The organism is Streptomyces sp. NPDC048337 (assembly GCF_043201175.1).
GTDB lineage: Bacteria > Actinomycetota > Actinomycetes > Streptomycetales > Streptomycetaceae > Streptomyces.
Genome location: NZ_JBICYR010000009.1, coordinates 48,055 through 71,161, shown reverse-complemented (window position 1 = coordinate 71,161; position 23,107 = coordinate 48,055). Strand labels below are relative to the sequence as shown.

Genomic DNA, 23,107 nt, shown 5'->3' with positions numbered 1-23,107 from the left:
CGAGTGCCTCCCTGCTTCGTTTGGCCGAACGTGAGCGAGAAGAACGACGGTGCGAACCGCGAAGCGAAACGATCGGCCCGCGAGCGACTTGCTGTGGAGCGGGAGCGGCAGAAGTCCCGGGAGAAGCGACGGAGGACCCTCCTCGTGGCGTCGGCGGTGGTCGGCGTCCTCGGCCTGGCCACCATCGTCGGCGTGATCGCGGCCAACACCGGCAAGGGCGACAAGTCCGCCAAGGAGGGCCCGGTGGTCGCGCCCTCCGGGGCCACCGGCAAGGACGCCCTCGCCATCCGGACGGGCAAGGACGAGGCCAAGTCCACCCTGACCGTGTGGGAGGACTTCCGCTGCCCCGCCTGCAAGGCCTTCGAGGACAACTACCGGACCACCATCCACGACCTGGAGGCCAAGGGGCTGCTCAAGGTCGACTACCACCTGGTCACGCTCATCGACGGCAACATGGGCGGCAGCGGATCGCTGAAGGGCGCGAACGCGGCGGCCTGCGCGCAGGACGCCGGCAAGTTCTCCGCGTACCACGACGTCCTCTTCCAGAACCAGCCGCAGGAGGTCGACGACGCCTACGGCAAGAACGCCAGGATGCTGGAACTGGCCGGCAAGGTGGAAGGGCTCGACACCCCGGCGTTCCGCTCGTGCGTCGAGGACGGCACCCACAACAGCTGGGTGGCCAAATCGCACGAGGCCTTCCGCGCCGGCAAGTTCCGGGGCACGCCGAGTGTGCTGCTCGACGGCAAGGACATCTTCTCCGACCAGGCCAATCCGCTGACCCCGCAGAAGCTGAAGGAGCAGGTGGAGGGCGCGGCCAAGGGCGCCTCCGGCGCCCCGGTGGCCAAGGCCCCGGCGTCGGCCACGCCGTCCGCCTCGCCTTCTGCGCGGGCGACGAGGTCACCGTCGAAGAGCGGATCGACGAGCGGATCGGCGGGCGCGGGGCAGGGCTGAGAGCCCTCCGGGCGCTTGCGTCCATGTGTGGATTTGGTTGCGGCTTGCCGGGCGGGTTGCGGTCTGTACCGCCCGGCAGGGTAGCGTCGGGTCTGCCATGGACATTGCTTACATCCCCAGTCCGTCGACCGGCGTGATCCATCTCGGACCGATCCCGCTCCGCGGCTACGCGTTCTGCATCATCATCGGCGTCTTCGTCGCAGTCTGGCTCGGCAACAAGCGCTGGATCGCGCGCGGCGGAAAGCCGGGCACGGTCGCGGACATCGCCGTGTGGGCGGTGCCGTTCGGCCTTGTCGGCGGTCGCCTCTACCACGTGATCACCGACTACCAGCTCTACTTCGGCGAGGGCCGCAACTGGGTCGACGCCTTCAAGATCTGGGAGGGCGGCCTCGGCATCTGGGGCGCCATCGCGCTCGGCGCGGTGGGCGCCTGGATCGGCTGCAGGCTCCGGGGCATTCCGCTCCCGGCCTGGGCGGACGCCCTGGCCCCCGGCATCGCGCTGGCCCAGGCCTGCGGGCGCTGGGGCAACTGGTTCAACCAGGAGCTGTACGGGCGGCCCACCGACCTGCCGTGGGCGCTGGAGATCAGCGAGGGCCCGAACCGGGTCGCGGGCACCTACCACCCGACCTTCCTGTACGAGTCGCTGTGGTGCGTCGGCGTCGCGCTGCTGGTCATCTGGGCCGACCGCCGCTTCAAGCTCGGGCACGGGCGGGCGTTCGCGCTGTACGTGGCCGGGTACTGCCTGGGCCGCGGCTGGATCGAGTACATGCGGGTCGACGAGGCGCACCATGTCCTGGGGCTGCGGCTGAACGTGTGGACCGCGATCGTGGTCTTCGTGCTGGCGGTGGTCTACCTGGTGCTGTCGGCGAAGCTGAGGCCGGGGCGCGAGGAGGTCGTGGAACCGGACCGGGACCCGGCCGCTTCCGCCGAGGGCAAGCCCTCGGACCCCGCTGCCGGTGCGGATGCGGAGGCCAAGGGCAGCGAGCCCGACGCGGAGGAGCCGGCTGACGCGGCGGAGCCCGTGGACGAGGCGAAGACGCCGGTCCTGGCCAAGGCCGAGCCGAAGGACGCGGCCAAGCCGGATGCGGCCGACGCCGCCCCGGAGCCGGAAGGCACCGAGGCCCCGGAGCCCAAGAAGCTCTGACCCCAAGGGTCCGCAAGGGGGTGCCGCCCAGCAGCGGCACCCCCTTTCGCATGCTCGCCGCCCCTGCCGGGGGCCGGCCCCCGGACCCCGCGCCTCAAACGCCGGCGAGGCTGAAGGGCGCCACCGGGTAATCCAGCCCGCCTGGGCGCAGGTTGCGCTACGCGCATCTGCAGGCCGAGGCGGGCAAAATCCAGCCCCTCCGGCGTTTGAGGAGCGGGGTACGGGGCGGAACCCCGATCTTGTAGCCGCACATGAACACTCAGGTGGGCCAGACCCCGCCTCGCCGACCGGCAGCGGTGGGGCCGGTCAGCGTTTCGCGGCTCGGGCCGACAGGGCAAGGGTGCGGTGGGCCGCGGCGACGACCGCGGGGTCGACGAAGCGGCCGTCCGGGAGGGCCAGCGCGCCCGGGGTTGCCCGGGCGGCGCTCAGGACCTCCTCGGCGGCCGTGACCTCCTCCGGCGCCGGGAGATAGGCCCGCTCGATCACCGGCAGCTGGCGCGGGTGGATCGCCGCCCGGCCGAGGAAGCCGAGCGAGCGGCCCCGCGCGCAGGACACCGCCAGCGCCTCCAGGTCCCGGATGTCCGGGAAGACGGACTGGGCCGGTGGAGCCAGCCCCGCCGCGCGGGCCGCCACCACCACCCGCGAGCGGCACCAGTCCAGGCCCGCCTCCGCGCTGACCGCCAGGTCGGCCCGTAGATCCGCCTCCCCGAGCGACAGCCCGCGCAGGGCCGGGTGCGCGCGGGCGATCTCGTACGCGCGCTCCACCCCCACCGCCGACTCCAGCAGCGCGTGCAGGCACACCCCGCCCGTGCGGTCGGCGGCGGCGACCACCTGCTCCGGCGCGCTGATCTTGGGCAGCCGCAGTCCGGCGAGGCCGTGCAGCCCCCCGAGGGCGGTGAGGTCGGCGCCGCCCCAGGGGGAGTCGAGCGCGTTGACGCGTACGTGGACGGGGACCGGCGGCCGCTCGCCGAGCAGCTCGGCCGTGGCGGCGCGGGCGTACTCCTTGCGGGAGACCGGAACCGCGTCCTCCAGGTCCACGATGACGGCGTCCGCCCCGCAGCCGATGGCCTTGGCGACCACCGCCGGGCGGTCGCCCGGTGCGTACAGCCAGGTCAGGATCACAGCGCCCCCTCCCGCCGCAGGGCGGTGATCTCGGCCTCGGTCAGGCCGAGTTCCGTCAGGACCTCGTCGGTGTCCGCGCCGTGCGGGCGGCCCGCCCAGCGGATCCCGCCGGGGGTCTCGGAAAGCCGGAAGAGGACGTTCTGCATCCGCAGCGGGCCGAGCTCCGGGTCCTCGACCTCGGTGACCGTGTCCAGGGCCGCGAACTGGGGGTCGGCCATCACGTCCCGGACGTCGTACACCTGGGCGACGGCCGCCTCGGCGTCCTCGAAGGCCGCGACGACCTCCTCCGCCTTGTGGCGGGCGATCCAGCCGCCGACGGCCTCGTCCAGGACGTGCGCGTGCGCCGCCCGCCCGGATCCCGTCGCGAACCAGGGCTCCGCGATCAGCTCGGGGCGGCCCACCAGCCGCACGACCCGCTCGGCGATGGACTGGGCGGAGGTGGACACCGCCAGCCAGCGGCCGTCGGCGCTGCGGTAGGTGTTGCGGGGGGCGTTGTTGGTGGAGCGGTTGCCGGTGCGGGGCTGGACGTAGCCGAGCTGGTCGTACCAGAGCGGGTGCGGGCCGAGCACCGTGAGGATCGGCTCGATGATGGCCAGGTCCACGACCTGGCCGTGCCCGGTGCGGTCGCGGCCCGCGAGCGCGGTCATCACCGCGTAGGCGGTGGTCAGCGCGGCGATGGAGTCCGCGAGCCCGAAGGGCGGCAGGGTCGGAGGCCCGTCCGGCTCCCCGGTGATCGCGGCGAAGCCGCTCATGGCCTCGGCGAGGGTGCCGAAGCCGGGGCGGTGGGCGTACGGGCCCTGCTGGCCGAAGGCCGTGACGCGGGTCAGGATCAGCCGCGGGTTGGCGGCGGACAGCTCGGGCCAGCCCAGACCCCACTTCTCCAGGGTGCCGGGGCGGAAGTTCTCGATGACCACGTCGGCGGTGGCGGCGAGGCGCAGCAGGGTGTCCCGGCCGCCGGGGGTGGACAGGTCGAGGGTCATCGTCCGCTTGTTCCGGCCCAGCAGCTTCCACCACAGACCGACGCCGTCCTTGGCGGGGCCGTGCCCGCGCGAGGGGTCGGGCCGCCCGGGATGCTCGACCTTGACCACCTCGGCACCGAAGTCCCCGAGCAGGGTGGCGGCCAGCGGCCCGGCGAACAGCGTGGCGAGGTCGAGGACGCGCATCCCTTGCAGGGGGCCCTGCCCTTGCCCTGGCCGGGCGTCGGCGGTCCCGGTGCCGGACCGGAGGCCGGGGGCCGGGGCGGGCGGGGGACCGGTTGGGGTGCCGGGCCGGGCTCCCCGGCCGGGGAGCCCGCGTGGCCGGGGAGCCGGGTCCGGCGCGGTCGGCCTCACGAGGCGGCTCCGGGTGCGGACTCGGGGGTGACCCCGGGCGCGCGGTCCGGGGTGCCGGGCCCCGGGGCCTGCCCGGATTCCGCATCCCGCCCGGCCAGGGCAAAGGCGTCGGTCTCCGACCGGCTCGGCATCGAGTCCTGGGCTCCCGGGCGTTGGACGGACAGGGCGGCGGCGCAGGAGGCCCAGGCGAGGGCGGCGGGCATCGGGCGGCCTTCGCCCAGGGCCACCGCGAGGGCGCCGACGAAGGTGTCGCCGGCCGCGGTGGTGTCCACGGCGCGGACCCGGGGCGCGTGCACCGTCAGCGGCTCCCTGCCGCGGGCCGCGTACAGGGCCCCGGCCGCGCCGAGGGTGATCACCACCTCGGGGACGTCCTGGAGGAGGGCCTCGGCCGCCTGGCGGGGGTCGGTGAGCCCGGTGAGGGCGGCGGCCTCGTGCTCGTTCGGCACCAACAGGTCGGTGACGGCGAGGAGTTCGGCCGGTAGCGGCTGCGCGGGGGCCGGGGTGAGGACCGTACGGACGCCGTGCGCGCGGGCGGCCAGGGCTCCGGCGAGGACGGCCTCCAGGGGGAGTTCGAGCTGGAGGAGAAGCGCGTCGCAGCCGGCGATCCGGGAGGCGTCGCCCGCCTCCAGGCCGGTGACGTGGGCGTTGGCGCCGGGGATGACGATGATGCTGTTGCCGCCCTCGTCGTCCACCGTGATGTGGGCGGTGCCGCTGGGGCCCTCGACGGTGCGCAGGGCCGCCGTGTCGACCCCGGCCGAGGTGAGCGCGGAGCGCAGCCGTAGGCCGAACTCGTCGGCGCCGACCGCGCCGATCATCACCACCTTCCCGCCGAGGCGGGCCGCGGCGACGGCCTGGTTGGCGCCCTTGCCGCCGGGGACCGTGCGGAAGGCGCGGCCGGTGACGGTCTCCCCGAGGCGGGGGGCCTTGGGGACGTAGGCGACGAGGTCCATGTTCGTACTGCCGAGCACGGCGATGGCCGTCATGAGCGTGCTGCCTCCTGTGCGGTGAGCTGGGCGAGGGTGTCGAAGCCGATGCCGTCGAAGCCGGGGACGGTGGTGGCGAGGCGGTTCTTCAGGGGTGCCGTCCAGCGGTGCGGGATGTTCCGCGGCGCCCCGGCCAGGATCCCGGCGAGGGCGCCGGCGGTGGCCCCGTTGGAGTCGGTGTCCCAACCGCCGGACACCGCACGGCAGATGGAGCCGGTGAAGTCCCCGTCGGCGTGGGTGAGGGCGGCGGCGATCAGGGCGGTGTTGGGGACGGCGTGGACCCAGTGGTGGCGGCCGTAGCACGCGTGCAGCCGGTCCGCGACGCGGTCGAAGCCGGCCTCCCGCTCCGCCGTCGCGATCCCGAAGCGGACGGCCTCGGCGAGGCGGGAGCGGGGCGGTACGACGGCCAGGCCGGCCCGGAGCGCGGTGTGGACGTCCGCCCGGCCGGCGGCGGCCTCGGCGGTGGCGGCGGCGACGAAGAGCGCGGCGTAGACGCCGTTGGCGGTGTGGGTGAGGACGGCGTCGCGGTGGGCCTGGGCCGCGGCGGCGGCCGGGTCGCCCGGGTTGGTCCAGCCGTGGACGTCGGCCCGGATGAGGGCGCCGATCCACTCGCGGAAGGGGTTGTGGTGGGTGGCGGTGAGCGGGGGCTCCAGGCCGAGGAGGAGGTTGCGGTAGGCGACGCGCTCGGCGGTGAAGGTCCGGCCGGCGGGGAGCTCGTCGAGCCAGAGGCGGCCGAGGTCGGCGGTGGTGAAGCGTTTGCCGTGCCGCTGGAGGAGGAGCAGGCCGAGGAGGGGGTGGTTGAGGTCGTCGTCCTCGGGCATGCCGTCGATGTTCTCGGCGAGGGAGGTGGCGGCGGAGCGGCGGTTCCAGGGGTGCGCGGCCAGTACCTCCGGTGGGACGCCGCGTGCGGTGAACCAGTCGTCCAGCGGCCAGTTCCCGGCGGCCCGGGCCAGGGCCCGGATCCCGTCGAGCGGCAGCTTCTCGACGGGCTTGCCGAGCAGGCACCCGACGGCCCGCCCGAGCCAGGCGGCTTCCAGCCGGGTCGGCAGGTCGGGGTCGGGCCCGGCCCCGGCGCCGGTCGCGGCGGTGCGGCAGGTGCGGGGCGGGGCGGGCTCCTGGTGGGCGGGGTCGCGCTCCGCGATGCGGGGCGGGCCGGGGGCGGGCCTGGCTCCGGTTGTGGTGGTGCGGGCTGCGCCCGGCAGCGCGGCCTCCGTGCGGGCGGCGTCCGTGGTGCGGGCTGTGCACGGCGGGGCGGGCTCCGGGTGGGCGGGGGCGCGCTCCGCGATGCGGGCCGGGCCGGGGGCGGGGGTGGTGGCCCCGGGCCCTGTGGGGGCGGGCGTGGCGCTTGAGCCCGGGGCGCTGCCGGATCCCGGCTGCCAGGTGGCGCGGACGGCCTCCCACGGCGTGGGCTCGGCAGCGGCCAGGGGGCAGGGGAGTCGGGCCAGTTCGTCCAGGAGGCGGGTCGCGAGGGTGCGGAGTTCCGGGGAAGCCGGGGTGGGGGAGGCGCCGGCCCGTTCCGGGGCCGGGCGGCCGCCCGCGGCCAGCCAGGCCCGCCGGACGGCCTCCGCGTCCCGGCCGTCCTCGGCCGCCTGCCGCAGCTCGTGCCCGATCAGGTCCTCGGGCTGCACCCAGGTGACCCGCAGCAGTCCGCCGGGTGGCGGGGTCATCGGGGGCCCGTGAGGGTGGTGAAGGCGGCTTCGTGGGTGCGGCGGCGGGTGTGGTCGAGGGCGAAGACCTCGCGGGCCACCGCCGCCAGCGCCGCGGCCGGGGCGTGCAGGTCCAGGCGGCTGGCCTCGGCGACCTGCTTCGCCCAGGCGGCAGGGATCGCCGCTTCGCCGCCCAGGGCTCCGGCGATCGCACCCGCCATGGTGGCGATGGAGTCGCAGTCCCGGCCGTAGTTGACGGCACCGAGCACGGAGCTCTCGTACGAGCCGTCCGCGATCAGCAGCATGCCGAGGGCGATCGGGAGCTCCTCGATGGAGTGCAGGCGCGAGGGGCGGCGGGCGCCGAGCGAGGGGGTGCGGTAGTCCGGGCCGACCGAGTCGTACGGGGCCACCGCCGCGCGGAGCGGGGCGAGGGCCGACTCGAAGTCCCGGTGGCGGGAGGCTGTTTCACGTACCGCCGCGATGGCGGCGCGGGTGCCGTCCTTGGCCAGCGACAGGGCCGTGTCCACCACCGAGGCGGCCGTCGCCCCCGGCACGCACGCCGCCGCGACCGCCGCCGCGAACACGCCCGCCGCCTCCCGCCCGTAGGAGGACTGGTGCGCCCCGGCGACGTCCAGCGCCTCCGCGTACGCGCCCGCCGGGTTGGCCGCGTTGACGATCCCGACCGGCGCCATGTACATCGCCGCACCGCAGTTGACGATGTTGCCGTTGCCGGCCTCGCGGGGGTCCGCGTGCGCGTAATGGAGGCGGGTCACGATCCACTTCTCGGCGAGGAAGATCCGCTGCAAGGGGAGGGCCTCCACCTCCAGTTCCGGGATCCAGCGGGGGTTCGTCATCAGGTCGGGGACCAGGTGGTCGGCGACGGCGTAGGCGTCGAGGTGGTCCCGTACGGCCTCGTAGACCCGTACCAGCGCGTGCGTCATCAGGGTGTCGTCGGTGACGTGGCCGTCGCCCTTGTGGTACGGGGCGATGGGGCGGGCGGTACGCCACTCCTCGTGCCACGGGCCGACGATGCCGTGCACCCGGCCGCCGTGCCGTTCCACGATCTGGTCCGGGGTCCAGCCCTCCACCGGGCCGCCGAGCGCGTCCCCGACGGCGGCTCCGACGAGAGCGCCGCAGGCCCGGTCCTCCAACGTGAGCGTCATGTCCGAATCATCCCTTGGGGTGAGGTGAGTTCCGTGCGAGCGAGGAGCGTGGCGAGCTCCACGAGATCGGTTCCGGCGAGGCGGGGGAGGGAGCAGCCGGAGAGGGTGCGGCAGGCCTCGCGCCAGGCGGCGGGGATCGCGTCTCCGCCGCCGAGGGCGCCGGTGAGCGCGCCGGCGAGGGCGGGGGCGGAGTCCGCGACGCGGGACAGGCAGGCCGCGGCGGGGACGGCCTCGGTCACCTGGCCGCGGGCGGCGGTCGCGAGGGCGAGGGCCACGGGGACGGTCTCGGCTGCGGCGATCCCGTAGCTGTAGACGTGGTCCACGATCTCGTGTTCGAGGGTGGGGACGATGGCGAAGGCGCCGCCGTCCGTGTGGGCGCGGGCCAGCTTGACGGCGTGGCGGGCGTTGCGGCCGATCTCGGTGGCCTCGGGGAGCTGGGCGAGCGCGGCGTCGACGGCGGCGTCCACTCGGGGGGTGGCCAGCGCGGTCGCGATGGCGGCGGCCATGGCGCGGGCGCCGTGGACACCGTCGCCGTCCTGGGTGTAGCGGGCGTCGAACTCGGCGAGGTCCGCCGCCGCGCGGGGGTCGCCGGGGTGGACGACGGCCAGGACGCAGGCGCGGACGCAGGCGGCGTCGTCGAAGTAGTGCGGGTTGTCGTGGCCGGTGGCGGGCGGGCGCAGGCCGGCGGCGAGGTTGCCGAGGCCGGCGCGGACGGAGATGCGCGCGCGGAGGGGGAGGACGGCGGATTCCACTTCGGGCGCGCGGTCCGCCGCCGCGGCGATCTCGGAGGCGAGGGCGTTCCAGGCGAGGTCGATGGCGGCACGCATGCGGCGGGAGCGGGAGAGGTCGCTGAGCAGGACCCCGGCGGCGGTGAGGACGGACTCGGCGGCGAAGGCGGCCCACTCGGCGTCGTCGCTGGGGCCGAGGCGGAGGGGTTCGGGGGGCTGGTTGAGGGCGATGGGGACGGGGAGGGTGGTGGTGGCGTTCTGCTCGGCGAAGGTGTCGAGCTCGCGGGTGAGGCGGCGGGTCCACTCGGGCATGCGGCTCGCGCGGTGGCGGGCGGCGGGCCACCCGGCCGCGTCACCGGCGGCGAGCCCGAGCAGAAGCCCCTCAATCCGCCGACCGCCGCCGTCGCCGCGCCCGCCGTCGCCGCGCCCGCCGTCGCCGCGCCCGCCGCTGCCGTGGGCGCCGTCGCCGTCGGTGTGCCCGCTGCCGGCCGTACGGGCCTGTGCCGCGGCGGCGGTACGGGGCTTCGCGCCCGCGGAGCCGGGCGGGCCGGCCGGGGCTCCCGCGGGGGCGGAGGAGTCCCCCACCCCGCCCCTTCCCGAAACCGGGGGCAGGCCCCCGGCCCCCCGTGCTGCCTGGGCGGATGCGGCCGCGGGCTGTGCTGTGCGCCGTTGGTCCTCCGGGTCCGGGTGTGGTGCCCCCGCACCTGGGTCGGAGACCGGGGGCAGGCCCCCGGCCCCCCAGCCGGCCCGGGAGGCCGCAGCCGGGGGCGGCGCTGCGAGCGGCCGGTCCCCCGGACCGGGGCGTGGGGCCCCCGCCCCCCGGTCGGGGGCTCCGCCCCCGTGGTCTGGGGCGCCCGCCCCCCGGTGCGGGGCTGTGGCCCGGGGTGCGGTGGGGTCCGGGGAAGGGGTTGCCGGGGTCATCTGGGGGCCTCGTATTCCGGGGTGAGGAGGTCCGCGATGTCCAGGACGTGGTAGCCCCGCATCGAGGGCAGGCAGCTGCCGCGGACCGGGCCGATGGCCGAGGACCAGGGGAGGGGGATGGCCGCCGCGCCGGAGAGGGCGCCGGAGAGGGCGCCCGCCACGGCCGCCGTGGTGTCGGCGTCGCGGCCCATGTTCACCGCGGTCAGGACCGAGGAGGGGAAATCGCCCCGGCATGCCGCGAAGGCGCCGAAGGCCAGGCCGACCGCCTCGGGGGCCAGGTCCGTCCAGGGGTAGCCGCCGATGACCACCGCCGAGCGCACCGCCCGCTCCCCGCGCGGGGCCGCGGTGACGGCCCGGCGCAGGGAGCGGGCCGTCCAGGAGTCGGAGGGGATGACCGACAGGGCCGCCGAGACCACCGATGCCGGACTGCCGCCGGCCATCGCCGCGGCGACCCCCGCCGCCACCGCCTGGCCGCCGTAGATGCCCTCGCCGTCGTGGCTGACGCAGCCGTCGATGGCGACCAGCCGGGCCGCCTCCGCGGGGCGGCCCGCCGCGAAGACCCCGAAGGGGGCCGCCCGCATGGCCAGACCGTCCGACCAGGCGTGGCGGTGTTGCGCCGAGATGGGGGCCGCCAGGCCACGGCGGAGGTTCTCCAGGGTGCCGCGCTCCGAGAAGCCCGCCCCGCGGAAGGGGCCCTCGTCCAGGTCCGCGATCCAGTGGTGCCACGCGCGCTCGACGTGCGCGACGGTGAGCGCCGATCCGTGGCGGGCCAGCAGCAGGCCCGAGAAGATCGCGTACTCCGTGTCGTCCGTGCCCGCCGGGTCCTCCGAGACGAAGCCCTCGATGCGGCCCCACTTCGCGCGGATCTGCGACGGCTTCATGTTCTCGGCGGGGGCGCCCAGCGCGTCACCCACCGCGAGGCCCAGAAGAGCGCCCCTGGCCCGTTCGAGGAGGACCTGCGGATTGCATGCAATCAGCTCCATGGCGCGCCTCTCCACTTGATGGGGCCCATATTGAGCCCTTGGGGGATTTGTGCCATGGCATGTGGTTTGTCGCTCGTCGCGAAACACCCCGCGAACACCCCCGTCACCCGGTCGCCGACCCGCAAAACCGCAGGTAAGTACGGCCTACCTTGCTGGCGGGCGGCGGAAATCGTGCGTAGTTTCGAGGTGGTCAGGGGGAGCGGGGTGTCTCGCGGCACCCGTTCGCACAAATGGGGAGATATCCGTATGTCCATCATCGACATCGAAGCACCGCTGCACACCGCGCACCGGGACAACCACACCCACCGCGACGTCAACGGCGGATGGCTGCGCCCGGCCGTCTTCGGTGCCATGGACGGACTCGTCTCCAACCTCGCGCTCATGACCGGCGTGGCCGGCGGCGCCGTCGCCCCGCACACCATCGTGATCACCGGGCTCGCGGGCCTCGCGGCCGGCGCCTTCTCGATGGCGGCCGGCGAGTACACCTCCGTCGCCTCGCAGCGCGAGCTGGTCCTCGCCGAACTGGACATAGAGCGGCAGCAGTTGCGCAAGCACCCCGTCGACGAGATGGAGGAGCTCGCCGAGCTCTACGTCTCCCGGGGCGTCGAGCCGGCACTCGCCCGCGAGGTCGCCATGCAGCTGTCCCGCGACCCCGAGCAGGCGCTGGAGATCCACGCCCGCGAGGAGCTCGGGATCGACCCCGACGACCTGCCCTCGCCGCTCGTCGCCGCCGTCTCGTCGTTCGGCTCGTTCGCGCTGGGCGCGCTGCTCCCCGTACTGCCGTACCTGCTCGGAGCCACGTCCCTGTGGCCCGCGGTGCTGCTGGCGCTGGTCGGTCTCTTCGCCTGCGGCGCGGTCGTCTCCCGGGTCACCGCGCGGTCCTGGTGGTACAGCGGGCTGCGCCAGCTGGTCCTGGGTGGCGCGGCCGCCGGTGTGACGTACATCCTGGGAACCTGGATCGGCGGAGCCGTAGGCTGACCGGGCATGGAGTGAGACACTATGCAGAGCACAACATAAGTAGTCCGTTACCTGGCGGTTTCGATCCCGTGTCCGCCGGGCATCAGACCAGGGCGCTCGGGCAATGATGCCCGCCCCGCGCCGGGACCTTCGTCCCCGTGAAGCTTTCTGAGACGTCCCCGAAGGTCCCCTCTTTTCTGCCTCGCGCAGTGTCCGCATGCTGGAATGCAATATCCGCTTCTCGGGATTGCCGTCATCATGTAACCTGCACGAAATTTCGCAGAGGGCCAACGTCGTCCCTCGGCTATGCACATATGCCACGACGACGACGGGAGAGCCGATGCGTTCCGCATCCACGCACTCCGCGACCGGCCTCAGCAGCACGGCCTGGTCGCCCATGGACGGTCGCCCCGCCCAGCAGGGCATGTACGACCCGCGCAACGAGAAGGACGCCTGCGGCGTCGGTTTCGTGGCGAACCTCACCGGCGAGGCCACCCACACCCTCGTTGAGCAGGCCCTGACCGTACTGCGGAACCTCGAGCACCGCGGCGCCACCGGCTCCGAGCCGGACTCCGGCGACGGCGCGGGAATCCTCTCCCAGGTGCCGGACGCGTTCCTGCGCGAGGTCGCGGGCTTCGATCTCCCCGAGGCCGGCGCGTACGCCGTCGGCATCGCCTTCCTCCCCGCCGACGGCACCGCACAGGCCGTCGCCGTGGAGCAGATCGAGGCCATCGCCGCCGAGGAGAACCTGACGGTCCTGGGCTGGCGCGAGGTTCCGGTCACGCCGGACCTGCTCGGCAACGGCGCCCGCACCACCATGCCGGCCTTCTCCCAGCTGTTCGTGAGCAACGGGACGTCCGGCATCGAGCTGGACCGCAAGGCATTCGTCCTGCGCAAGCGCGCCGAGCGCGAGGCCGGGGTCTACTTCCCGTCGCTCTCCGCCCGCACCATCGTCTACAAGGGCATGCTGACCACCGGCCAGCTGGAGCCCTTCTTCCCGGACCTCTCCGACCGCCGTTTCGCCTCGGCCGTCGCCCTGGTCCACTCCCGGTTCTCGACGAACACCTTCCCGTCCTGGCCGCTCGCCCACCCGTACCGCTTCGTCGCGCACAACGGCGAGATCAACACGGTCAAGGGCAACCGCAACTGGATGAAGGCCCGCGAGTCCCAGCTGGCGTCCGACGTCTTCGGCGACGGCGCGCTGGACCGGATCTTCCCGATCTGCACCCCGGACGCCTCCGACTCGGCCTCCTTCGACGAGGTCCTGGAGCTGCTCCACCTCGGTGGCCGCTCGCTCCCGCACAGCGTGCTGATGATGATCCCCGAGGCGTGGGAGAACCACACCTCGATGGACCCGGCCCGCCGCGCGTTCTACCAGTACCACTCCACGATGATGGAGCCCTGGGACGGCCCGGCCTGCGTCACCTTCACCGACGGCACCCAGGTCGGCGCGGTCCTCGACCGCAACGGTCTGCGCCCCGGCCGCTACTGGGTCACCGACGACGGCCTCGTCGTCCTCGGCTCCGAGGTCGGCGTGCTCGACATCGACCCGGCCAAGGTCGTCCGCAAGGGCCGCCTGCAGCCCGGCAAGATGTTCCTCGTCGACACCGCCCAGAAGCGGATCATCGAGGACGACGAGATCAAGAACGAGCTGGCCGCCGCCGCCCCCTACGCGGACTGGCTGGAGACCGGCGAGATCGAGCTGTCGGACCTGCCCGAGCGCGAGCACATCGTGCACACCCACGCCTCGGTCACCCGCCGCCAGCAGACCTTCGGCTACACCGAGGAAGAGCTCCGCGTCATCCTCGCGCCGATGGCCCGCACCGGCGGCGAGCCGCTCGGCTCCATGGGCACGGACTCCCCGATCGCGGCCCTGTCCGAGCGCCCCCGGCTGCTCTTCGACTACTTCACCCAGCTCTTCGCGCAGGTCACCAACCCGCCGCTGGACGCCATCCGCGAGGAGCTCGTCACCTCGCTGCTGTCCTCGATCGGCCCGGAGTCCAACCTCCTGGAGCCGACCGCCGCGTCCTGCCGCAGCGTCACGCTGCCGTTCCCGGTGATCGACAACGACGAGCTGGCCAAGCTCATCCACATCAACGCCGACGGCGACATGCCGGGCATGAAGGCCGCCACCCTCTCGGGCCTCTACCGGGTCTCGGGCGGCGCCGACGCGCTGGCCGCCCGGATCGCGGAGATCCGTACCGAGGCCGACGCCGCCATCGCGGCCGGCGCCCGCCTGATCGTCCTCTCGGACCGCCACTCGGACGCCGAGCACGCGCCGATCCCGTCGCTGCTGCTCACCTCCGCCGTGCACCACCACCTCATCGCGACCAAGCAGCGCACCCAGGTGGGCCTGCTCGTCGAGGCCGGTGACGTCCGCGAGGTCCACCACGTCGCACTGCTCATCGGCTACGGCGCCGCCGCGGTCAACCCGTACCTCGCCATGGAGTCCGTCGAGGACCTGCTGCGCGCCGGTACCTTCCTGTCCGGCCTGGAGCCGGAGAAGGCCATCAAGAACCTGATCTACGCGCTCGGCAAGGGCGTCCTGAAGGTCATGTCCAAGATGGGCATCTCCACCGTCGCCTCCTACCGCGGCGCCCAGGTCTTCGAGGCCATCGGCCTGAACCAGGAGTTCGTCGACAGCTACTTCGGCGGCACCGCCACCAAGATCGGCGGCGCCGGCCTGGACGTCGTCGCCAAGGAGGTGGCCGCCCGCCACGCCAAGGCGTACCCCGCCTCCGGCATCCCGGCCACGCACCGCGCGCTGGAGATCGGCGGCGAGTACCAGTGGCGCCGCGAGGGCGAGCCGCACCTGTTCGACCCGGAGACGGTCTTCCGCCTCCAGCACGCCACCCGCAACCGCCGGTACGACATCTTCCGGCAGTACACGGACCGCGTGAACGAGCAGTCCGAGCGCCTGATGACGCTCCGCGGCCTGTTCGGCTTCAAGTCCGACCGCCCGTCGATCTCCATCGACGAGGTCGAGCCGGTCTCCGAGATCGTCAAGCGCTTCTCCACCGGCGCCATGTCGTACGGCTCCATCTCCAAGGAGGCGCACGAGACCCTCGCCATCGCCATGAACCAGCTGGGCGGCAAGTCCAACACCGGTGAGGGCGGCGAGGACCCGGAGCGCCTGTACGACCCGGCGCGGCGTTCGTCGATCAAGCAGGTCGCCTCCGGCCGCTTCGGCGTCACCTCCGAGTACCTGGTCAACGCGGACGACATCCAGATCAAGATGGCGCAGGGCGCCAAGCCCGGCGAGGGCGGCCAGCTGCCCGGCCACAAGGTCTACCCGTGGGTCGCCAAGACGCGTCACTCCACCCCGGGTGTCGGCCTGATCTCCCCGCCGCCGCACCACGACATCTACTCCATCGAGGACCTGGCTCAGCTGATCCACGACCTCAAGAACGCCAACCCCGCCGCGCGCATCCACGTGAAGCTCGTGTCCGAGGTCGGTGTCGGTACGGTCGCGGCCGGTGTCTCCAAGGCCCACGCGGACGTCGTGCTCATCTCCGGCCACGACGGCGGTACGGGTGCCTCCCCGCTCACCTCGCTGAAGCACGCGGGCGGTCCCTGGGAGCTCGGCCTCGCCGAGACCCAGCAGACCCTGCTGCTCAACGGGCTGCGCGACCGGATCGTCGTCCAGACCGACGGCCAGCTCAAGACCGGCCGCGACGTCATCATCGCCGCGCTGCTCGGCGCCGAGGAGTTCGGTTTCGCGACCGCGCCGCTCGTCGTCTCCGGCTGCGTCATGATGCGCGTCTGCCACCTGGACACCTGCCCGGTCGGCATCGCCACGCAGAACCCGGTCCTGCGCGACCGCTTCTCCGGCAAGCCGGAGTTCGTCGTCAACTTCTTCGAGTTCATCGCGGAGGAGGTGCGCGAGCTCCTCGCCGAGCTGGGCTTCCGCACGATCGAGGAGGCCGTCGGCCACGCCGAGCTCCTCGACACCACGAAGGCCGTCACGCACTGGAAGGCCCAGGGCCTGGACCTCGAGCCCCTCTTCTACGTGCCCGAGCTGCCCGAGGGCGCGGTCCGCCACGCCCTGATCGAGCAGGACCACGGTCTGGAGAAGGCCCTCGACAACGAGCTGATCGAGCTCGCGGCCGACGCGCTGAACGCCGACACCGCGGAGGCGGCCCTGCCGGTCCGCGCCCAGGTCGCGATCCGCAACATCAACCGGACCGTCGGCACCATGCTCGGCCACCAGGTCACCAAGAAGTTCGGTGGCGCGGGCCTGCCCGACAACACCATCGACCTGACCTTCACAGGTTCGGCCGGTCAGTCCTTCGGCGCCTTCGTGCCGAAGGGCGTCACCCTCCGCCTGGAGGGCGACGCCAACGACTACGTCGGCAAGGGCCTGTCGGGCGGCCGCGTGATCGTCCGTCCCGACCGGGGCGCCGACCACCTCGCCGAGTACTCCACCATCGCCGGCAACACCATCGGCTACGGCGCCACCGGCGGCGAGATGTTCCTGCGCGGCCGCACCGGCGAGCGCTTCTGCGTCCGCAACTCCGGCGCCCTGGTCGTCTCGGAGGGCGTGGGCGACCACGGCTGCGAGTACATGACCGGCGGCCAGGCCGTCGTCCTGGGCGAGACGGGCCGCAACTTCGCGGCCGGCATGTCGGGCGGCGTCGCGTACGTCGTCGACCTCGCCAAGGAGAACGTCAACGTCGGCAACGTCGAGGCCATCGAGACCGGCCTCTCCGACGCCGACAAGCAGTGGCTGCACGATGTGGTGCGCCGCCACGAGGAGGAGACCGGCTCGACCGTGGCCGCGAAGCTCCTGGCTGACTGGGACGCCTCGGTGGCCCGCTTCAGCAAGATCATCCCGACCACGTACAAGGCAGTGCTCGCCGCCAAGGACGCCGCTGAGCTGGCCGGACTCTCCGAGTCCGAGACCACCGAGAAGATGATGGAGGCGGCGACCAATGGCTGACCCGAAGGGCTTCCTCACCACCCCGCGCGAGACCGCCTGCTCCCGTCCCGTGGCCGAACGGCTGAAGGACTGGAACGAGGTCTACGTCCCGGGCTCGCTGCTGCCGATCATCAGCAAGCAGGCCGGCCGCTGCATGGACTGCGGCATCCCGTTCTGCCACAACGGGTGCCCGCTCGGGAACCTGATCCCGGAGTGGAACGACTTCGCGTACCGCGAGGACTGGACCGCGGCCTCGGAGCGTCTGCACGCGACGAACAACTTCCCGGAGTTCACCGGGCGGCTGTGCCCGGCCCCGTGCGAGTCGGCGTGCGTCCTCGGCATCAACCAGCCGGCCGTCACGATCAAGAACGTCGAAGTCTCGATCATCGACAAGGCCTGGGACAACGGCGACGTCACCCCGCAGGCCCCGGAGCGGCTGTCCGGCAAGACCGCCGCCGTCATCGGCTCCGGCCCGGCGGGTCTCGCCGCGGCCCAGCAGCTGACCCGGGCCGGCCACACCGTGGTGGTGTACGAGCGCGCCGACCGCATCGGCGGTCTGCTCCGCTACGGCATCCCCGAGTTCAAGATGGAGAAGGTGCACATCAACCGCCGCATCGAGCAGATGCGCGCGGAGGGCACCAAGTTCCGCACGGGCGTCGAGGTCGGCCGCGACATCACCGCCACCGACCTGCGCAAGCGGTTCGACGCGGTGGTCATCGCGGCGGGCGCCACCGTCTCCCGCGACCTCCCGGTCCCGGGCCGCGAGCTGAACGGCATCCACTTCGCGATGGAGTACCTGCCGCTCGCGAACAAGGTCCAGGAGGGCGACTTCATGGCGCCCCCCATCACGGCCGAGGGCAAGCACGTGGTCGTCATCGGCGGCGGCGACACCGGCGCGGACTGCGTGGGCACCGCCCACCGCCAGGGCGCGGCCTCGGTCACGCAGCTGGAGATCATGCCGAAGCCGGGCGAGGACCGTAACGCCAACCAGCCCTGGCCGACGTTCCCGATGCTGTACAAGGTCACCTCGGCGCACGAGGAGGGCGGTGAGCGGGTCTACTCCGTCTCCACCACCCACTTCGAGGGCGACGAGGACGGCAACGTCCAGGCCCTGCACCTCGTCGAGGTGGAGTTCAAGGACGGCAAGCTGGAGCAGAAGCCGGGTACCGAGCGCGTCCTCCCCGCGCAGCTGGTCACCCTGGCGATGGGCTTCACCGGCACCGACCAGGCCAACGGCCTGGTGGAGCAGTTCGGCCTGGAGCTGGACGGCCGCGGCAACGTCGCCCGCGACGCCTCCTACGCGACCAACGTCGACGGCGTCTTCGTCGCCGGCGACGCGGGCCGCGGCCAGTCGCTCATCGTCTGGGCCATCGCGGAAGGCCGCTCGGCCGCCCGCGGCGTGGACCGCTTCCTGACCGGCAGCAGCACCCTCCCGTACCCGGTCAAGCCGACGGACCGCTCGCTGACCGTGTAATACGGGCAGCGGCAACACCCGCAACACCCCCGCCTCGCGAAGGGCGGGACCCCTCATACGGTCCGTACAAAGGCGTACGGAACTCCCGGCACAGCGCCCGCCATGTCCCCGACCAGGGATGGCGGGCGCTGTGGCGTGTGCGGGGCTACTCGGGCTGGACGACCGTGGCGCCCCAGCGGGTGGACGGGGTCGAGGTCGTCACCCAGGCCCCGTAGCCGCCCTGGAGGCCGGAGCCGAGGGGGACGGTGACGCGGGCCGGGTCCGTCGCGGGGCAGTCGACCGTGAACGGGGCCGGGTCGCGGTCCGGGTGGTTGTCGAGGTGGAAGGCCACCTCGATGCTGCCGCCACCGGCACAGCCGAAGGTGATGAACGTGTCCAGCCGCGGCGAGAGGCCGCCCGAGACGAAGCCGCTGGAACCGGTGTGCTCGGCGATCCAGATCAGTCCGTCGGGGCCCGGGTAGCCGATGATCTCGTCTGTCGGTGCGGCCTGGGCCGGTGCTGCCGCGAGCGTCAGCGTGACCGCAGCGGTCAGTGCGGCGAGGGTGGTGGCCTGCTTCTTCATGTGATCCCCCAGGTGGTGTCGTTCGTATCGACACCCGCGACGTTAGCCAGTGGTACTGACACCCGCCTGAGTACAGGTACTTACCCGCGAGTATTGACTAAAAGTCAAATCGGGTCCACGCTCGGGGCGAGCCGTCGTCGCCCTGTGGGAGGTCGCCCGTGAGTACGGAAGAACTGGCCCGGTTGCAAACGGAGTTGGGGGCAGTCGAACTGCCCGGATCCTTCGGCTCGCTCGCGCCGCAGGACGTGACGCGGCTCGCCGACGCGCTGCGCGCCGAGCGCGCGCGGCAGGCCGGCGGGCTGAACGAGGCCGCCGAGGAAGCGCTCAAGCTCGTGCCCGCCCTCGCGCGCGGGGCCGTCCGCAAGGTGCTGTTCCGGTGAGCGCCGGGAGCCGTGCCGAGGTGGAGAAGGTCGCCCGGCTGGTGGGCCTCGACACCGCCGAGGTCGGATTCCTGGCGGGGCTGCCGGGCGAGGACGTACGGGCCTTCCGGGAGCGGGCCACCGCCGCGCTCTTCGACGGCGCCCCCGAGATGCTCGACCGGATCGCCGCCGCCACCAAGCTGGTGCCCGCCGGGGTCGCCGCCGCCATCTCGCAGAAGGCGCTCGGCCCCCGGCTGGCCGCGGCGGTCGCCGGGCGGCTGGAGGCCGGACGCGCCGCCGACATCATCGAGAAGCTGCCCGTCTCCTTCACCGCCGAGTCCTGTGCCCACCTCGACCCGCGGAAGATCGCCGCGGTCGTGGACCGGCTCGACGAAGGGCTCGTCGTACGGATCGCCGTCGTGCTCGCCGAGAGGCGCGACCATCTGACGATGGGCCGGTTCGTCGGGCACATGCGGGACCAGGTGCTCGGGCGGATCCTGGAACAGGTGGGTGACTCCGATGTGTTGAAGGCCGGCTTCTACGTGGACCTGCCCGAGCGGCTGCCCCGGATCCTCGAACTCATGGGCGACGAGCGGCTCGCCTCGGTGGTCCGCACCGCCTCCGCCGCCGGGCTCTGGGAGGAGGCCCTCGCCGTCGCCACCATGGTCGGCGGGGACCAGCGGCTGCGGATCGCCCAGCTCACCGCCCGCCTCGACGGGGCCGAGCTGGACTCACTCGTGCGGGTGACGCACGAGCGGGGGCTGTGGGAGACGCTGCTGCCGCTCGTCGCCCTGCTCGGCGAGGAGGACCGGCTCGCCGTGGCCCGGCTGGACTCCCTGCGGGACCCGCAGGTGCTGGCCGGCGTGGTCCGGGCCGTCGTGGCGACCGGGCTGTGGGGCGAGTTCCTGCCGCTGGTCGGAGTCCTGCCCGAGGAGGCGCGCAAGGTGGTGGCGGACGCGGCGGCCGCGCTGGGCGACGCCGAACTGGACGCGCTCGTACGGGAGGTGGACAAGCAGGACCTGTGGGAGCTGGTGCTGCCGCTGGTCGAGCTGATGGAGGAGGCGGGCAAGGAGCGGATCTTCGCGCTCCCGGCCTTCCAGGACCAATCCTGACCCTGGCCGAGTCGAGGGGTGCGGCGCCATGGCCGGGGCTCTGCCCCCGACCGCTGCTGCCCGGCGCCGCGCCCGAGGCGGTCGGGGGTGCACCGGCACCGCCCCGCAACGCATAGGCCGTACGGGCCATCTGGGGGACGGATCGGTGCAGTTGGGGCGGGACCCCGTCTGGTAACAGTGGGTCACATGCCCATCCGAACGCTGCTGAGCGGCCTCCTCGGCGCCGCCCTGCTGGTCCCGGTACTGCCCACCGGGACGACCGCCGCCGCCGACGCGCGAACCATCGACTACGGCGGTCTGCGGCTCACCGTCCCCGCCGACTGGCGGGTCGTCGACCTCGACCTCGACCCCGACGCCTGCCTGCGCCTCGACCTCCCCACCCTCTACCTCGGCCACGCCGGCACCCAGAGCCGGTGCACCGGCCGGGCCGTCGCCGGCCGCGCCGACACCCTCCACCTCGAACCCCTCGACGGAGCCCCCGAACGCGCCGACATCCCCACCATCGCGGTCGACTCCGGAACCACGCTGCCCGAGACCCCGCCCCGGTCCGACAGCAACGAGCTGCGGTACGCCCTGACCCGGCCCGGCGTCATGGCCACCGTCTCCTACGGGGCCGCGCCCGACGCCGTACGCCGGGTCCTGGCGCGCGCCCGCGCCGTGACCCCCACCGCCCCCCGCCCCAGGCACCCCGCCGAGCCCGCGCTGGCCGCCGACGGCGAGACGCTCCGTACCGCACAGGTGCCCTTCACCGGCGAGGGCTTCGACGCCTGCACCGCCCCGTCCCAGCGGTCCATGGACACCTGGCGGGCCGATTCCCCCTTCGGCGCGGTCGGCATCTACATCGGCGGCGGCGCCCGGGCCTGCGCCCAGCCGCGGCTCACGGCCGACTGGGTCCGGCGGCAGGCCGGGGCGGGCTGGCACCTCATGCCGATCTGGGTGGGCCCGCAGCCCTGGCACAGCGCCGGAACCGGCCTGTCCACCGACCCCTCCGAGGCCGACGCGCAGGGCACGGCCGCCGCCGACGGCGCGGTGGCCGCCGCCGGATCCCTGGGGCTGCCCCCGGGCACCGTGCTCTACAACGACCTGGAGCACTACGACGACCGCGCCACCTGGGAGGCCCCGGTCGTCGCCTACCTGACCGCCTGGACGGTCCGGCTGCACGACCTCGGCTACCGCTCCGGCGCCTACGTCTCGGCGAGCTCCGGGGTCAAGGCGCTGAAGGCCCACCACCACCAGGCCCCCGAGGCCATGCCGGACGTGCTGTGGGTCGCCCGCTGGAACGACTCGCCCTCCGTCGGCGACGCCGACATGGGCCTGCCGACGGGTACCCCCAAGTGGGCGGGCCGGCGCCGCGCCCACCAGTTCCGCGGCGACCACACGGCCTCCTACGGCGGAGTGACCATCACCATCGACCGCAGCTGGATCGACATCGACCCCTCCGTCATCGGGACCGCCGACATCTTCCCGCTCAGCTGACGGGGTCCTCCCGCGGCGGCTCGTCGTCATTGCCCCGGCGGATGGTGCGCAGGCCGCGCGCCGGGGTCCAGGTCCGCACCACCAGATCGTCCCCCTCCACGCCGATGTGCACGACCTCCGTCAGATCGGCGTGGAAGAGGTGGAACGGGTGCGGGGTGTCCGTCTCCTCCGCGTACCGGTGCAGCTCGGGCGGGTCCACCTGCTCCACCGCGCGCCCGGAGATCCGTACGTCCCCGTCCGGCATCTCCTCGCCCGCGCCCGGATTGGTGTGCAGGGCGAACCGCGGATCGCGCTGGAGGTCCCGGGCCTTCAACGAGCCCGCCATCATGCCCAGCCACAGCTCCCCGCCGCGGATGTCGACATTCAGCCCGGCCAGCCGGGGGGAGCCGTCCTTGCGGAGGGTGGCCAGGACGTGGTGCGGGTACTGCGCGAAGCGGGCCTGGACGGCCGCCGCGAACTCCGGCTCCGCCTTCTCGAACGCTGCCCAGTTGTTCTTCGTCATACCTCCATCAAAGCGCGCGGTGCCGACGGACGCCGCTCAGGCGCGCACGATGCCCGCGCCGCGCGCTGCCTTCAGCCAGTCCGGGAACTCGCCGATCAGGCGGTCGTACAGCTCCGAGTCCGGGACGGCGCGTGGGTCGGGGCCCGCGTGGAAGTAGCCGGCGTTGTCCACCACGCGCCGGTCCGGGACGGGCAGTTCGTCCAGCCGGCGCAGGAAGTCGAACTGCGAGCTGCGGGTGTTGCCGAAGCCGACGAACTGCCAGAAGAGCGGCAGCCGGGCCGCCTTGCACAGGTACTTCTCCGCCGCGAACCTGCTGAGCGGCCCTCCGTCCGTCTGGAAGACGACCAAGGCCGGGTCCGCGGCCCCCGAATCCAGGTAGTGGTCGATCACCGCTTCCATCGCCGCGTCGTAGGACGTCTTGCCCATGTGGCCGAGGCGGGAGGCCATCTCGGTGACCCGGCCCTCGTGCCCGGCCAGGGAGATCTCCTCCATCGCGTCGACCTCGGTGGAGAAGAACACCACCGGGACGCGGCCGTCGTCGTCCAGGTGCGCGGACAGCCCCAGCACCCGGTCGGCGAGGGCCTGCACGCTGCCGTCCCTGTAGTACGGGCGCATCGACCCGGAGTAGTCCAGGACCAGGTAGACCGCGGCGCGCCCGCCCTCCAGGCCGTACTTGCGCAGGGAGACCCCGGCGCTCTTGTAGAGGCTCACGAGCGCCGGAGCCGTTTCCTCGACCTTGCGGAGGCTGATCGCACTGCCCGTCATGGGGCCGAGG

At 73.5% G+C, this 23,107-nt stretch carries 18 protein-coding genes; 8 read left to right on the top strand and 10 right to left on the bottom strand.

All coding sequences use genetic code 11. The annotated features are described in order from the left end of the window. The first annotated feature begins 30 nt into the window (after window positions 1–30). Both ACGFYU_RS17165 and lgt read left to right on the top strand, forming a co-directional pair. Complete coding sequence (locus tag ACGFYU_RS17165; RefSeq protein WP_393828106.1) at window positions 31–951, top strand: thioredoxin domain-containing protein; 921 nt, start codon at window positions 31–33, stop codon at window positions 949–951. Between the two features lie 97 nt (window positions 952–1,048). Continuing rightward, window positions 1,049–2,095 carry a prolipoprotein diacylglyceryl transferase gene (gene lgt / locus ACGFYU_RS17160; protein WP_393828105.1) on the top strand — a complete coding sequence of 349 codons (1,047 nt, stop codon included), beginning with the start codon at window positions 1,049–1,051 and terminating at the stop codon, window positions 2,093–2,095. A gap of 306 nt (window positions 2,096–2,401) precedes the next feature. Here the strand turns inward: lgt and ACGFYU_RS17155 are convergent, their stop codons facing one another. The 7 genes from ACGFYU_RS17155 to ACGFYU_RS17125 all read right to left on the bottom strand — a co-directional run bounded on the left by ACGFYU_RS17155 (window position 2,402) and on the right by ACGFYU_RS17125 (window position 10,972). Next, a complete protein-coding gene (locus ACGFYU_RS17155) occupies window positions 2,402–3,217 on the bottom strand; it encodes an HpcH/HpaI aldolase/citrate lyase family protein (RefSeq protein ID WP_393828104.1) in 816 nt (271 codons plus the stop codon). Beyond that, a complete protein-coding gene (locus ACGFYU_RS17150; RefSeq protein ID WP_393828103.1) occupies window positions 3,214–4,380 on the bottom strand; it encodes a CaiB/BaiF CoA transferase family protein in 1,167 nt (388 codons plus the stop codon). Before ACGFYU_RS17150 ends, ACGFYU_RS17155 begins: the two co-directional genes overlap by 4 nt. A 164-nt stretch (window positions 4,381–4,544) precedes the next feature. Beyond that, window positions 4,545–5,531, bottom strand: coding sequence for a ribokinase (gene rbsK / locus ACGFYU_RS17145; RefSeq protein WP_393828102.1), 987 nt, complete (start codon window positions 5,529–5,531; stop codon window positions 4,545–4,547). After that, window positions 5,528–7,198 (bottom strand): ADP-ribosylglycohydrolase family protein, encoded by a 1,671-nt coding sequence (locus ACGFYU_RS17140; protein WP_393828101.1) that lies wholly within the window; start codon window positions 7,196–7,198, stop codon window positions 5,528–5,530. Before ACGFYU_RS17140 ends, rbsK begins: the two co-directional genes overlap by 4 nt. Then, a complete protein-coding gene (locus tag ACGFYU_RS17135; RefSeq protein ID WP_393828100.1) occupies window positions 7,195–8,340 on the bottom strand; it encodes an ADP-ribosylglycohydrolase family protein in 1,146 nt (381 codons plus the stop codon). Before ACGFYU_RS17135 ends, ACGFYU_RS17140 begins: the two co-directional genes overlap by 4 nt. Continuing rightward, on the bottom strand, window positions 8,337–9,653 hold the full coding sequence (locus tag ACGFYU_RS17130; RefSeq protein ID WP_393828099.1) for an ADP-ribosylglycohydrolase family protein: 1,317 nt from the start codon (window positions 9,651–9,653) through the stop codon (window positions 8,337–8,339). The genes ACGFYU_RS17135 and ACGFYU_RS17130 overlap by 4 nt, the downstream gene beginning before the upstream one ends. Before the next feature lie 332 nt (window positions 9,654–9,985). After that, window positions 9,986–10,972, bottom strand: a complete 987-nt coding sequence (locus ACGFYU_RS17125; RefSeq protein WP_393828098.1) for an ADP-ribosylglycohydrolase family protein — start codon at window positions 10,970–10,972, stop codon at window positions 9,986–9,988. 246 nt (window positions 10,973–11,218) lie between these two features. On the opposite strand from ACGFYU_RS17125, the gene ACGFYU_RS17120 reads away from it, so the two are divergent. From ACGFYU_RS17120 to ACGFYU_RS17110, 3 genes are all read left to right on the top strand, one after another. Continuing rightward, entirely contained in the window at window positions 11,219–11,950 is a 732-nt protein-coding gene (locus ACGFYU_RS17120; protein WP_382648357.1) for a VIT1/CCC1 transporter family protein, read from the top strand. A gap of 376 nt (window positions 11,951–12,326) precedes the next feature. Continuing rightward, window positions 12,327–16,868: a glutamate synthase large subunit gene (gene gltB, locus ACGFYU_RS17115; RefSeq protein ID WP_393828265.1), complete on the top strand. Its 4,542-nt coding sequence runs from the start codon at window positions 12,327–12,329 to the stop codon at window positions 16,866–16,868. Then, window positions 16,861–18,321 (top strand): glutamate synthase subunit beta, encoded by a 1,461-nt coding sequence (locus ACGFYU_RS17110; RefSeq protein ID WP_393828097.1) that lies wholly within the window; start codon window positions 16,861–16,863, stop codon window positions 18,319–18,321. Before gltB ends, ACGFYU_RS17110 begins: the two co-directional genes overlap by 8 nt. 145 nt (window positions 18,322–18,466) lie before the next feature. Here ACGFYU_RS17110 and ACGFYU_RS17105 read toward each other — a convergent pair whose 3' ends face one another. Then, window positions 18,467–18,883, bottom strand: a complete 417-nt coding sequence (locus ACGFYU_RS17105; RefSeq protein WP_393828096.1) for a hypothetical protein — start codon at window positions 18,881–18,883, stop codon at window positions 18,467–18,469. Between the two features lie 158 nt (window positions 18,884–19,041). Here ACGFYU_RS17105 and ACGFYU_RS17100 point away from each other — a divergent pair, with 158 nt between their 5' ends. The 3 genes from ACGFYU_RS17100 to ACGFYU_RS17090 all read left to right on the top strand — a co-directional run bounded on the left by ACGFYU_RS17100 (window position 19,042) and on the right by ACGFYU_RS17090 (window position 21,830). Next, window positions 19,042–19,263 carry a hypothetical protein gene (locus ACGFYU_RS17100; RefSeq protein WP_393828095.1) on the top strand — a complete coding sequence of 74 codons (222 nt, stop codon included), beginning with the start codon at window positions 19,042–19,044 and terminating at the stop codon, window positions 19,261–19,263. Continuing rightward, complete coding sequence (locus tag ACGFYU_RS17095) at window positions 19,260–20,354, top strand: hypothetical protein (RefSeq protein WP_393828094.1); 1,095 nt, start codon at window positions 19,260–19,262, stop codon at window positions 20,352–20,354. The genes ACGFYU_RS17100 and ACGFYU_RS17095 overlap by 4 nt, the downstream gene beginning before the upstream one ends. A 186-nt stretch (window positions 20,355–20,540) precedes the next feature. After that, on the top strand, window positions 20,541–21,830 hold the full coding sequence (locus ACGFYU_RS17090; RefSeq protein ID WP_393828093.1) for a DUF1906 domain-containing protein: 1,290 nt from the start codon (window positions 20,541–20,543) through the stop codon (window positions 21,828–21,830). Here the strand turns inward: ACGFYU_RS17090 and ACGFYU_RS17085 are convergent. Together ACGFYU_RS17085 and ACGFYU_RS17080 are read right to left on the bottom strand one after the other, a co-directional pair. Continuing rightward, window positions 21,823–22,332, bottom strand: a complete 510-nt coding sequence (locus ACGFYU_RS17085) for a pyridoxamine 5'-phosphate oxidase family protein (protein ID WP_393828092.1) — start codon at window positions 22,330–22,332, stop codon at window positions 21,823–21,825. The genes ACGFYU_RS17090 and ACGFYU_RS17085 overlap by 8 nt on opposite strands. A gap of 36 nt (window positions 22,333–22,368) precedes the next feature. After that, window positions 22,369–23,097 carry a vWA domain-containing protein gene (locus ACGFYU_RS17080; protein ID WP_393828091.1) on the bottom strand — a complete coding sequence of 243 codons (729 nt, stop codon included), beginning with the start codon at window positions 23,095–23,097 and terminating at the stop codon, window positions 22,369–22,371. Window positions 23,098–23,107: the final 10 nt, after the last annotated feature.